The sequence below is a fragment of the Roseobacter cerffii genome, assembly GCF_054226325.1.
In genome coordinates this window covers 1830455-1842881 of sequence record NZ_CM135757.1, presented here as the reverse complement: position 1 = coordinate 1842881, position 12427 = coordinate 1830455, and the positions used below count along the sequence as shown (strand labels likewise).

The window sequence follows — 12427 nt, the reverse complement described above, 5'->3', positions numbered from 1 at the left end:
CTTATCAATAGGTCTGGTTCAGTGCGTCGGCGGGCGGGATTTCCCGCTCGCGGCGCGCGATGTAATCTCGCAGCGCGTCATCCACGGCCACATCCAGTTTCGGCTCTTCATAGCTGTTGAGCAACTCGCGCGCCCGGATCAGCGCCCGTTCCGTAATCTCGACGCTGCCCTCCGCCTGCCACTGTTCGATGGAGTTGTTGTCAAACATCTCCGGCATGAAGAACGCGCGCTGAAAGTGTTCCAGCGTGTGCGGGTGGCCGAGGTAATGCCCGCCCGGCCCCACGTCACGCACCGCGGAGACCGCGGCCTCGAAGTCGTCCCAGTTGATCCCCTCCGCCATGCGATAGCCCATCGCACACATTTCGGCGTCGACGATGAATTTGGCTGTTGAGCAGTGCATGCCCGCCTCGTTCCAACCCGCCGAGTGCCAGATGTAGTTTGCCCCGGCCATCAGCACCGCGTTCAGCGTCATCGCACTCTCATAGCCCGCCTGGGCGTCGAAGGTCTTGGCCCCGCCTAGCGTGTTCGATGTGCGCCACGGCACGCCATAGAACCGCGCCATCTGGCCAATCATGAAATTCATCAGCGAGATCTCGGGCGTGCCCGCCATCGGCGCGCCGGACTTCATGCTGACGGTGCTGAGATAGTGCCCGTAGATCGCAGGCGCGCCCTCGCGGATCACCTGGGTGTAGGCCAGTGCGCTGAGCGCTTCGGCGTTGAGCTGCGCCACGGTCGGCGCAACAGAGGCGGGCGTATTGGCTCCGCCCAGCACGAAGGGCGAGCAGAGCACCGGCTGGTTGCGGCGGCAGAAGGCGCGCATCGCCCCCAGCATCGTCTCGTCCCAGACCAGCGGCGAGTTGCCATTGCAATTTCCCGTGACCACCGCGTTGTTGTCGATAAATTCCTCGCCAAAGAGGATCGCACACATCTCGATCACATCCTCGGCGTTCCTGGGGCTTGTGGTCATGCCCATAAAGGTCTTGTCGGAATGCTTCATCGAGGAATAGGTGATGCGCAGATGCCGCTGGCTGATCGGGTGATCGTAGGGCTCAACAATGTGATGCGCAGACGAATGCATCGCAGGCAGCATGTGACTGAGCTTGTGGAAGTTCGCCAAATCCTCGAGCGTCGGGTTGCGCCGCACATCGTCGAGATCGCGCAGGTAAGGCGCGCCGGTCATCGGCACGAAGATTGCATGATCCTTGCCAAAGGCCAGACTGTTGGCCGGGTTGCGCGCGTGATAGGTGAAGCTCTCGGGGATCGTTGCGATCAACGCGCGCACCAGCCCCCGATCCAGATGCACCCGCTCTCCGCGCACGTCCGCACCCGCACGCGTCCAATCTGCGAGCGCAATCTCATCGCGAAAGACAACGCCGACATTCTCCAGGATATCCATCGAAGCGGCATCAATTCGGGCGACCTGGTCCTCGCTCATCGGCTCGGTGAGCGGCAGGCGGCGCTTGAGAGCCGGCAGCATTGTCGCGTCCCGAGTCTGCCGCTGTGCCTTGCGCGCACCACGTCCTCGTCGGGCGGTTCCTACGGCTTGAACGCTCATCCGACATTGTCTCCATCCGCCGGGTCTGTCAGATCGACCCAGATGGTCTTCAGCTCGGTGTATTGGTCATGCGCATGCACGCCGTTATCTCGCCCGCCAAAGCCTGACTGCTTGTAGCCACCGAAAGGTGTCGCGATGTCGCCTTCGCCATAGCAGTTCACCGTCACTGTACCCGCGCGTATGTCGCGTGCTGCCCGGATCGCCTGCCGCCCATTCGCAGTGAAGATCGACGCGGTCAGGCCATAATCAGTGTCGTTGGCCACAGCGATGGCCTCATCGGTCGAGGCCACTTCGATGACGCTCAGCACAGGGCCAAAAATCTCTTCTCGCCCCTTGGCGTCCTCTTTGCTCACCTCATAGATCGTTGGAGAAACGAAGGGCCCCTCGGCCTTGCCACCCGCCAGGGCGTCGCCGGTGAGATACTTGCTCACCTTCTTCACATGCTCCGCGTCAATCAAGGCACCCAGATGGGTGGCCGGATCAAGTGGATCGCCCGTCTTCCAGTCGCGAAGCCGCGCCATGATCCGCTCCATGAGCGGCGCTTTTACATCCCGATGCACGATCAGCCGAGAGGTGGCAGAGCAGTTCTCGCCCATGTTCCAGAAGGCGCCGTTTACCAGATGCTCAGCCACGCGATCAAGGTGTTCCGCATCCGCCAGGACCACCGCCGGGTTCTTGCCGCCACATTCCAGAACGACCTTCTTGAGGTTGCTCTCGGCCGCGTAGTGCAGGAACCGCCGCGCCGTTTCCGTCGAGCCGGTGAAGCTCACCATATCGACATCCCCGTGCCGCCCCAGCGGCTCGCCGACCGATGGCCCATCGCCGGGCAGCACCTGCAAGACACCGCGCGGCACCCCCGCCATATGCGCCAGTTCCGCGACCCGAAGCGCGGTCATCGAGGTCTGCTCCGCCGGTTTGACGATCACCGAACAGCCTGCCGCCAGCGCTGGCCCGATCTTCCAGGCCAGCATCAGCAGCGGGAAGTTCCATGGCAGGATCGCAGCCACAACGCCCACCGGCTCACGCACGATCATCGACAGCGCGTCATCCCCTGCCGGCGAGGTCTGATCGTAGATCTTGTCCGCCAGCTCGGCGTGCCACTTCAGGCAATGGATGGTTTCGGGTACATCAACCAGCTCGCATTCGCGGATCGGCTTGCCGGACTCGAGTGTCTCGAGCACCGCCAGCTCCCGTCTGCGCCGGCTGATGTATTTGCAGAGTTTGATCAGCACATCCTTGCGACCCGAGGGGTGCATGCGCGCCCAATGCCCCTGGTCGAAGGCTTCGCGCGCCTTGGACACCGCCAGATCGACATCTTCCGGCCCGGCGGTGGAGATGGTTGCGATTGTCTCGCCGGTGGCAGGGTTGAGCGTTGGCATCGCCCCCCCCGTACCCTTTCTTAATTTGCCATCGATGAATGGTGTGACCGGACAATCCAGATCGGCGGCGATCGCTGCATATTCCGCGCGGGTCAGAAGATCGGTCATCACAGGGCTCCGGGAATGGCGGCGATGGTGGTGTTCATTGTGCGGATCACCTCCTGCAGCTCGCGCTTGTCGTCTTTGTTGAGTGGGTGCAGCGGCTTGCGGGGCGGCCCCGCATCGATCCCCCGCATCGTCACGCCATGCTTGATGCATTGGATGAACTTACCGCCCTGTTCCAGCACCCGCATGAGCGGCAGCATTGCGGACATGATCGCACGGCCACGGGTGAAATCGCCATCCACGGCACAAGCGCGATAGAGTGCAAGATGCGCTTCGGGCGCGAAATTCGACCCGGCGCAGACCCAGCTGCGCGCGCCCCAGGCAAAAAACTCCAGAGCCTGATCATCCATACCGCAACTCAACGCGATATGTGGATAGTCGCGCGCCAGCATGTGCAACCGGTTGATATCCCCTGAGCTTTCCTTGATGGCGCAGAAGTTCGGGCTCCGCCCGAGCCGGTCGAGGCAGTCTTCATCCATATCGACGCTCATCCGACCGGGATAGTTGTAGAGCATCACCGGCAAATTCGCCGCCCGGTCGATCGCCAACGCATGCAAGGCAATCTCACGGCCCGTCGGATGGGCATATGGTGGCGTCGCGACCAGGATGGCATCGGCATCCACCTCTTTCGCGGCTTCCGCATAGGCGATGCTGTCTTCGGTCCGGATGGCCCCGGTGCCCACGATCATCGGCACACGACCCGCAATGAGCGCCTTGCACCGCTCCATCATGTCGATGCGCTCGGCCATCGATTGGGCGTAATACTCTCCGGTTGTCCCAGCAACGATGAGACCCTGCACGCCCGCACCGATCAGATGCTCGATTGTCTCGGCAAGTGCGGTGTTGTTCAGCGTGAAATCCGCATGATACGGGGTGATCAGCGGCGTATAGATGCCTTCAAATTGCACTGCGGCGGTCCTTCAGGGACACCACGTCCATGGGCAGCGGATCAGGTCGAACGTAGCGCTCCATACGGTCGCGCGAGAGGTCCCAGTGCTCCAGCGACAGCTCCATCGCGAGCGGCGCTTCATGTGCCTCGATTGCGGTGATCAACGCATCATGCTGCTCGCTGGCTTTCACGATCCGCAGCTTTTCCTCAGCATTCGCGGGCCGATAAAAGCGCTGGCTCAGCCGCGTATGATCGATCAGCAGGCGGCTGAGCGCAGCCACCAGATAGGGGTTATGCGCCATCTCCCCGATCACCGCGTGGAACCGATGATTGGCCAACGCTGTCGCCGCGACGTCCTGCGTGGCGGTCGCGCGGATGAACGCCTGCTGTGCAGCTTTCAGTGCGTCGAGTTGCGGACCTGTCCGCGCTTCTGCCGCGAGCCGCGCGATGTTTGCGTAGACCATCGGGGCGGTCTGAAAGAACGTGCGCATCACGCCGATGTCCATCGACGCGACCTTCGCCCCCCGATTTTCTGCCGTGGTGATGTAACCAGCGCCCGCCAGGCGGTGGAGCACTTCGCGCATCGGCGTGCGCGATATGCCGTAGTGCTCAGCAAGCGCGGTTTCATCGAGATCGCTGCCAGGCGCCAACTCCGTCGAGAGGATGCGTAGCTTCAAGTCGTCAAGACATTGCTCCTTGGTGATCCGCGCCATCCTGCCCTCCAGTTTTGTATACTTTATGTATACATTTTGAGGCCAGTCAAGCCTGACTAGGTGTGCGGGGCATTGGCCTCGCTGACCAACGGTCAGACCGCACCACTTAGGTCTTTAGGAGAAGGTTGGATTGGTGGCAGACCGGATCTGCAGCAACACCTGCGGAGGCCACTTGGCTGGGACCTCGGAGAGCTCCAAGTGTTATTGTGATAAACGCCCGCCGCGTCGGCGCTTTGAGGTAAAGAGCGCAGATGACCAACGATAATGCAACTTGTGGCCGCCGCCTTCGGAGCGCAGAGCAGTGGTTCAGTTAGCGCCACCTGATCAGGCGCGAAGGTTTGCAAGCGGCGGTTCCGCGGTACGAAAAAATCCGGGAAACCGCAGTCGCGGCGCGCGCTCACATACCAAGCGCTTCCTTGTACATCTCCAGAACCGCCTCTTCCTCGGCGATATCGTCCGCATCACGTTTGCGCAGAGCGATGACCTTGCGCATGATCTTGGTATCATAACCGCGCGCTTTGGCCTCGGCCATGACCTCTTTCTGCTGCTCCGCAAGATCCTTCTTCTCCGCATCCAACCGCTCGATCCGCTCGACGAACTGGCGCAGTTCGTTGGCGGTCACGCGGTAGGTCGCATCACCCTCTGTCTCGGGCACGGCTGGATCGGTTGCGCTGTCACTCATGAGAATCTCCTGGCGGGTGGCGAGACGAATATCGCCGATCTGCCTAGCGGGCCGACGCCGGGGCTGCAAGCGGCTTTGGCACAGCACTGCCCATCTTGCGCTCCCGCAGCGGATTGGATAGCTGCAGCCCATGGAAGAGAGCGACACATCGGTTTTTGATCTGCTGATCTGGGGCGGCGCCAGCCTGTCCTTCATCGGGCTTCTCGGGCTGGTCTGGTGCATCGTCTACGTTGCACGCGCACGCCGTGCCCGACTGTCCGACGAGGAGATGCGCACGCGCCTGCGCACGGCATTGCCAATGAATCTCGGCGCGCTGTTTCTATCGGTCATCGGGTTGATGCTGGTGATCCTCGGCATCTTCCTTGCCTGATCCCTCTGGAAAGATTATCAGAGCGGTTGCACTGCGATCTGTTTCGCGGTGTTTTGAACGCGGTGATCTGGACAGTACCTCATCCTTTGCCTAGAGGTTGAGGCATGGATATGCGTCAAATCACACCCGATTTCTTCGCCGCGCCGCAAATCAACCCGGACGATATGCAAGCCATCGCTGAAGCGGGCATCCGCCGCATCGTGTGCAACCGGCCCGATGTCGAAGTGCCCCCCAGCCACCAATGCGCGGTCATGCAGGAAGCGGCCTTGGCCGCGGGCCTGGAATTTGCAATTCAGCCGCTCACCCATCAGACGATGACACCCGAGGTGATTGCCGCGAACCACGCGCTGATCGGGGGTTGCGACGGCCCGGTTCTGGCCTATTGCGCCTCGGGCACGCGCTCCACCATTGCATGGGCGCTGGCCGCAGCGCGTGAGATGCCGGTGGATGAGGTCATTGCTGCGGCTGGGGCGGGTGGATACGACCTGCGCAATCTGCAGCCCACGCTGTCTGCGATTGCAAATCTGCCCCGCTAGCTGACCGTTATAGATAGGCCCGTCAGGCCGTTTTAAGGTCAGCCAGCCCCGGGATTGGCGGCAGTTCATCCGCATTGTCCAAATCCGGCAGATCGGGCAAATCGCCGCCATCCCCAAGATCAGGCAAGTCGGGCAGATCCGGAAAGCCAGCCGCATCGTTAGGGCCGTCCAGATCAGGAAGATCGGGCAAATCAGGCAGATCTGGGAGAGCGGGCAGGTCCGGAAGATCATCGGAAAAGGTCGCGCTTTCACCGTCGTCACTCGGCAGAGCTGGCGGCAAGGCAGCAGGCATTGGTGCACCCGACATCTGCACCTCGGGCAGATCAAGATCGTCGCGATCTTCCACGCGCCGTTTCGGGTGATCCACGCTGCCCGCGATGCTGTCCAACTGAACAGCCCGTTGCCCATCCAGCTGACCCATGGCACCGCGACCGATGGTTCTGCCATCGACCGTCTTGATCTCAACCATATCGAAGGCATCGGGACGAAGCACCAGCTCATGGCCCGGCCTGAGCTTCTCCAGCTGTGACAGCGGCATCCGCACGCGACCCAAGATGGCCGTCAGATCCGCCTTGACGTCCATCATCGTCTTATCGAGCGTCAGCGGACCAGCGGTCACCGGCCCTTCTTCGCTATCGATGGTTTCAACCTCGACGCGATGCTCGAGCACGGGCACGAGAAGTGTCAGGCCGGATTGGAACGCTCCCCCGGCAATGTCGAGTGTCAGCTTGAAGAGCCGATATTCCGTTGCATCCAGTGCAAGGCCGAAAAGCCGTGCAGTTTCGACCCGCGCGCCGAACTTGTGCGGTGACAATACGCGCCGGTCATCGTCGTTCTCCAACAGACTATGCGCGCGCTGGAAGAGCGCATCAATGAGGGGTGCGCAGAGCGCCGCGTCGGTGGATGTGAGCGGTCGTGGCTCGGGCGCCGTTGTCGCAACCTTTCCGGTGGTCTGTTGCTGGATCATCGCGGCGACCAGCTCGGGACCGACCATCGCACCGCCGACAACGCCCTTGGGCCCGTCCAGAAGCATCAGCAGCGAGTCGTCATCCAGTTTCTCGGCAATCGTATCGCCTTCGCAGGTCTCCTGCGTGATGCCGATCACCACCAGCGCCATGTCGAAGATTTCGTCGGCGATCTTGGCCACGCTCACGCGCAGAGCCTTGGGCACGGTCATAGCCCGCGCCTGATGTTCCTGCTTTCCTGCCTGCGCCTTGCGCTGCAAAACTGACATCTGTGGCCCTTGTCAAGATCACCGGCGCCTCGCCCACGCGCACGGTTCTGTCTTTCAGGGCATAGCGGCGAATGGTTACCATTGCCTTTATGTCCGCCAAAACATGCGATTTTTCGGCTGGACCGGCTACTGCGCGGCAAGCGCCTGGGACTGCGGCAGTGTGACCCGAAAGCCGGTGCCGCCGGTGCCATCCAGATACCGCACATCGCCACCCAGACGGGCCATGATTTCCCGGCAGATTGCGAGGCCCAGACCCGCGCCCGAGCCGTCTTCCGCGCCGATACGATTGAATTTTTCAAACATCACATCGCGGGATTCGGGCGGAATGCCACCACCATTGTCGATGAAATCAACCAGCACGGCATCGCCCGGTTGGCTCACCTCGATGCGCAGCTCCGGGTCGTCGGCCGTGCAATACTTCTGGGCGTTGGTGATCAGATTGATGAAGACCTGGTTCAGCCGATCCAGATCGGTGTGCAGTGTCACGGTCTCGTCCAGCCGCCGACGCTTGAAGCTGATCGGACGGGCCTCGCTGACCTCGGCCGTGGCCACGGCATGATCGAGCAGATCAACCAGCCGGCCCGATTGCTGGTTCAGCGTCACCTGCCCGTTCTCCAGCACGCTCAGATCAAGCAGATCGTCGAGCAATCGCGTCAACCGGATCGCTTCCACATGGATGATATTGGCGTATTTGGACTTTTCCATCGGGCCGAGCCCGTCTGTATCGCGCAGGATCTCGGAAAACGCGCGGATCGACGTCATGGGCGTGCGCAGCTCATGGCTGATCTGGCTAAGAAATGCGTCTTTCTGATCGCTCAACTGCATCAGCTTGTTGTTGGCCTCGCGCAACTGTGCGGCGGTCCGGCTGAGCTCGCGCGATTGCGCTTCGAGCCGGTTGGAATACTCGAGCATCTGCGCGGATTCGTCGGCCACGGCGAGCAAATCCTGCACCGACACCGCCGCGCCACCGACGATCTGGCTGATCATCGCATGGGCCGTGGCGCCACCGACAGAGCCTGCTAGCTCACGCTCGAGCTGTTGCAGGAAAACTGCCGTAGGTTCAGGCAGATAGCCGCCGCGCCCCTGCGCCTCCGCAGCGGTCTGAAACAGCCGCTGTGCCTCGCTCGCACCAAGGATTCGCTGGGCCATGATCATCAGGTCTTCGCTTTCCGCCACCGAGGCCTGCCAGCCCCGGGTCTGGCCTGAGTGTTCAAAGACATTCACGAATTGCGCGCCCTGCAACCGCTCGAGCGGGTGCGGGAAGGTCATGAGCGAGACCAGCACAAAGCTCACCAGATTGATCAGCAGGCTCCAGAAAATCGCGTGCACCGTGGGATCGAGGCCTTCGATGCCAAAGAGCGCTTGTGGCCGGAGCCACCCGAGCCCCCAAAGACCTGCCTCCAAAGTGGTCGCGCTCAGGACGGCGCCCGGACCGAAACTCGGCAGCAGCATCGTGAACACCCAGACGGCAAAGCCGGTGCCCAGCCCCACGAGCGCGCCAGCCCGCGTCGCACCGCGCCAGAAGATGCCGCCCAGCATGGCCGGCAGAAATTGGGCGACCCCCGCAAAGGAGATCAGACCGATCGCCGCCAGGGCGCCGGACCCGCCGGAGAGCTGATAATAGATATAGCCCAGGGCGATGATGGTCAGGATCGAAAGCCGCCGCGCCATGATAACCACGTTGCGGACGTCGCCCGATTGGGTGGCCCCCCCTTGATGCAGATGCAGGAAGACGGGCATCACCACATGGTTCGACACCATCGTGGACAGCGCCAGCGTCGCCACAATCACCATCGAGGTGGCGGAGGAGAATCCGCCAAGAAAGCTCAGCATGGCGAGCCCCTCCTGCCCCTGGCTCAGCGGCAGGCTGAGCACGAAGAAATCCGGGTTGGAGCCCGCGGGCAGCAGATCGAGACCGATGACCGCGATGGGCACCACGAAGAGGCTCATCAGCATCAGGTAAAGTGGGAAGGCCCAGCTGGCGATTTGCAGGTGCCGTTCGTCATCGTTCTCGACCACCATCACCTGGAACATACGCGGCAGGCACAGAAAGGCGGCGGCGGAGACGAAGGTCAACCCGGCCCAGCGGCTGCCGTCCATCTCCCAGGTGCCGAGATCTGAGGCGTCGATGCGCGCCAGCGTCTCTGCCACACCGCCCGCGATGCCCCAGACCACAAACACACCCACCGCCAGCAGAGCGATGAGCTTGACCACCGCCTCGACGGCCACGGCGATCACCACACCGTGCTGACGCTCGTTGACGTTGAGGTTGCGGGTGCCGAAAAGCACGGTGAAAACGGCCAGACCCACGGCGATCCAGAAGCTTGCGGCACCGGCGTCGACCTGCTCGGACAGGCCCACTTGGCCTCCGGCGGCGAAAATCGACAGCGATGCGGTAACGGACTGGAATTGCAAGGCAATATACGGGGTGACCCCGATCACTGCCATCAGGGTCACGACAATCGCCAGCCCGTTGGATTTGCCGTAGCGCGATGAGATCAGGTCTGCGACGGATGTAACCTTGTGGCTGCGCCCGATGCGCACGAGGCGGCGCAGGATCCACCACCAGCCAACCATCACGAGGCTGGGGCCAAGGTAGATGGTCACGTATTCGAGGCCCGACCGCGCCGCGTAGCCCACCGCGCCATAGAAGGTCCACGCCGTGCAATATATCGACAGCGACAACGTGTAGACCAGTGGCGAGCGCAGCAGCCAGCCCGCACGGCCCCGCATACCTGCGCGCTCGGCAAAAAACGCGACGCAGAACAGAAGCGCCACGTAGGCGAGGGAGACGGCGACGAGGATGTTCAGAGAGGCCATCACGCCTCCTCGGTCTCATCATCGCTGTCGGGCAGCTTGTGCACCCGGCGTGCCAGACCATAGGAGGCCGCGATCAGTAGCGCCCAGACCCCGAAAATATAGAGCAACGCCCGCGACATGGGGATGCCTTCGTCCACCTCCGCGCCGGAGGGCCAGAGGAGCGGGATCATCCACAGCCCCGCGCCCAGGATCACGAGCAGGCGGAGCGCATCCATCAAGCGCCGCTGGCGATAGCTGCCCCGTTCCAGAAAGAGCGGTGAGCGGGGCTCGGCCATGGCTCAGGTCCGCTGACCGTGCACGTAAAGCAGATCGCGCACCGCCGTCAGAACTTCGGTATTGGAAAATGGCTTGGTCATGAAGCGGCTGACACCGGCCTTCTCGGCCATCTCGCGATCACGGCTCTGACCGCGCGCAGTCAGCATCAGCACCGGCAGATCCGCTGTCTCATCGCTGCCACGCAGCTCTTCTAGGATGTCAAAGCCGCTCTTACCGGGCAGCATCACGTCCAGAACCACCAGATCGGGCTTGCGGTCGCGGATCACGTCCAGCGCGCTGGCCCCATCGGAATGCGTGTCCACCTGCCAACCTTCCCGGCTGAGCAGGAACCGAATGGCTTCGACGATGTTCATCTCGTCTTCCACCAAAAGCACATGTTTTCCCATTTTGGCCTCCTCCCAAAAGGCGCAAGCCCTGCCAGACCCAAGGTCCGTCTCCCTCAGGGCGGAGCCTAAACTATCGTCGCTTTCGCGGGCCCTGTCAAAGCCTTGACAGCCCGATATGCATCAGAGCCCGCCCGTCAGGATCGACGGTTCGCGCCGCCCGGGACAAGGCTCGCGCGGACACACGCCGCAGGAGGCCCCGACCTCGAGCGCCTCTGTGGTGTCGGCCGCCGCCTCGGGCAGCACCAGCATGCTCGCCTGGACCAATGGCGCGGTGTTGTATGTCGGGCGCCCGACAACCTCGGCCACGGCGATACACTCGAAGGCGGCGCGCCCGCGCCCCAGTTGCACGATGGGCGTGCGGATCACTTGCCCCGGCTGGGCCAAGGCGGCAAACAGCGGCCAGAGCGCGCAGGCCGAGCCGAAGCGGGGGATCACGAAACCCGCGGCGGGTTTGCGAAACAGCAGGCTGCCGGCGCGGTCACAGATCACAAGGCCGAGATCGAGCTCCGGCAGCCCGGCCAAACGGCGCAGCACCATGCCCACGGGGACCTCAAGCCGCCGCGCAAGGGCCACGGGCTCGGGGCCAAGTTCTTTCACCGCGCGGCGCAAGGCGGCACGCGGCGCCTGGACGGCATCCTCGGCCACGGTCTGCAGAATGCCGCGGGCCATGTGCCGCGCGGCGTTGGAGCGAAGTGTTGTCGCCTCGGCCACCATCGTCTCGGGCGTCGTCGCCCCGGTCTCCAACGCCTCGAAGGCGAAGTTGTGATCGGTGAGAAAGGCCTCGAGCTCGTCCTGCGGACTGGCGCCCGCGTCCTCCACCCCCTGCCCCGCGTCGAGATACTCCACCAAGGCCTTCGAGCTGTCGGCGAGGCGCCGGCTGTCCTGGTCGATGTTGCCATGAAACCGGTCGCGCCACTCCGGGGTCAGGTCGGTGTCTTCAGCGAGGATCGCCGCCGTCGACCGGATCGCCGCTGCCGTTGTCAGCAGCTCATGCACCGAGGTCGCCAGATGCGGATCGTGGGTCAGCCGATCCGACAAGGTCTCGACCGTGCGCTCCAGGCTGGCGATGCGCCGATGCCCTGCTGCCAGCACCTCGGCCCAGCCGGGGAAGCGACCCGCCAATTCGTCAGCCCGCTCCGCCTCTGCCTGGGGCAGATTGGCCTGTGTCGCCGCCTCGCGCAGTGTAGCGATCAGCGCCGCCTCCGCCCCTTCGGTGAGCATCGACGGCTCCACACCCAGCACCCGCGCGATGTCCAGCAGCAGCTTGCCGCCGATTCTGCGGCGGTTATGTTCGATGAGATTGAGATACGAGGCCGAAATCCCTAGGCTGCGTGCCAGATCGGCCTGCCGCAGGCCCGCAACCGAGCGTCGTTCCCTGATCCGACTGCCGGTCAAGCCTTCGCGTCCCATGGTACCCCCTCTGGCATTGTCCCGCCTTTTCAACGGGTTTCTGCAGCGCAATATCACTTAATTTACAAGTAA

General features: G+C 62.9%; 12 protein-coding genes. 2 read left to right on the top strand and 10 right to left on the bottom strand.

The features are described from left to right. Window positions 1–4 precede the first annotated feature (4 nt). The 5 genes from ACVC7O_RS08945 to ACVC7O_RS08925 form a co-directional block, all read right to left on the bottom strand. Entirely contained in the window at window positions 5–1555 is a 1551-nt protein-coding gene (locus tag ACVC7O_RS08945) for a trimethylamine methyltransferase family protein (protein WP_458325741.1), read from the bottom strand. Next, on the bottom strand, window positions 1552–3042 hold the full coding sequence (locus tag ACVC7O_RS08940; protein ID WP_458325740.1) for an aldehyde dehydrogenase: 1491 nt from the start codon (window positions 3040–3042) through the stop codon (window positions 1552–1554). The genes ACVC7O_RS08945 and ACVC7O_RS08940 overlap by 4 nt, the downstream gene beginning before the upstream one ends. Next, window positions 3042–3947 carry a dihydrodipicolinate synthase family protein gene (locus ACVC7O_RS08935; RefSeq protein ID WP_458325739.1) on the bottom strand — a complete coding sequence of 302 codons (906 nt, stop codon included), beginning with the start codon at window positions 3945–3947 and terminating at the stop codon, window positions 3042–3044. Before ACVC7O_RS08935 ends, ACVC7O_RS08940 begins: the two co-directional genes overlap by 1 nt. Continuing rightward, entirely contained in the window at window positions 3937–4641 is a 705-nt protein-coding gene (locus tag ACVC7O_RS08930; RefSeq protein ID WP_458325738.1) for a GntR family transcriptional regulator, read from the bottom strand. The genes ACVC7O_RS08935 and ACVC7O_RS08930 overlap by 11 nt, the downstream gene beginning before the upstream one ends. 397 nt (window positions 4642–5038) lie before the next feature. Beyond that, the gene (locus ACVC7O_RS08925) at window positions 5039–5323 is read right to left on the bottom strand and encodes a DUF2312 domain-containing protein (protein ID WP_458325737.1); all 285 of its coding nucleotides are present in this window, start codon (window positions 5321–5323) and stop codon (window positions 5039–5041) included. Window positions 5324–5453: 130 nt separating this feature from the next. Between ACVC7O_RS08925 and ACVC7O_RS08920 the strand changes: the two genes are divergently transcribed. Beyond that, on the top strand, window positions 5454–5693 hold the full coding sequence (locus tag ACVC7O_RS08920) for a hypothetical protein (protein ID WP_458325736.1): 240 nt from the start codon (window positions 5454–5456) through the stop codon (window positions 5691–5693). 104 nt (window positions 5694–5797) lie between these two features. After that, window positions 5798–6229, top strand: coding sequence for a TIGR01244 family sulfur transferase (locus ACVC7O_RS08915; RefSeq protein WP_458325735.1), 432 nt, complete (start codon window positions 5798–5800; stop codon window positions 6227–6229). 22 nt (window positions 6230–6251) lie between these two features. On the opposite strand, the gene ACVC7O_RS08910 is transcribed toward ACVC7O_RS08915, so the two are convergent. The 5 genes from ACVC7O_RS08910 to ACVC7O_RS08890 all read right to left on the bottom strand — a co-directional run bounded on the left by ACVC7O_RS08910 (window position 6252) and on the right by ACVC7O_RS08890 (window position 12355). Next, a complete protein-coding gene (locus tag ACVC7O_RS08910) occupies window positions 6252–7463 on the bottom strand; it encodes a FliM/FliN family flagellar motor C-terminal domain-containing protein (RefSeq protein ID WP_458325734.1) in 1212 nt (403 codons plus the stop codon). A 126-nt stretch (window positions 7464–7589) separates the two neighbouring features. Beyond that, window positions 7590–10283 carry an ATP-binding protein gene (locus tag ACVC7O_RS08905; RefSeq protein WP_458325733.1) on the bottom strand — a complete coding sequence of 898 codons (2694 nt, stop codon included), beginning with the start codon at window positions 10281–10283 and terminating at the stop codon, window positions 7590–7592. Further along, on the bottom strand, window positions 10283–10558 hold the full coding sequence (locus ACVC7O_RS08900; protein WP_458325732.1) for a hypothetical protein: 276 nt from the start codon (window positions 10556–10558) through the stop codon (window positions 10283–10285). The genes ACVC7O_RS08905 and ACVC7O_RS08900 overlap by 1 nt, the downstream gene beginning before the upstream one ends. Before the next feature lie 3 nt (window positions 10559–10561). Next, the gene (locus ACVC7O_RS08895) at window positions 10562–10945 is read right to left on the bottom strand and encodes a response regulator transcription factor (RefSeq protein ID WP_458325731.1); all 384 of its coding nucleotides are present in this window, start codon (window positions 10943–10945) and stop codon (window positions 10562–10564) included. A gap of 120 nt (window positions 10946–11065) precedes the next feature. Beyond that, window positions 11066–12355: a short-chain fatty acyl-CoA regulator family protein gene (locus tag ACVC7O_RS08890; RefSeq protein ID WP_458325730.1), complete on the bottom strand. Its 1290-nt coding sequence runs from the start codon at window positions 12353–12355 to the stop codon at window positions 11066–11068. Window positions 12356–12427 lie beyond the last annotated feature (72 nt).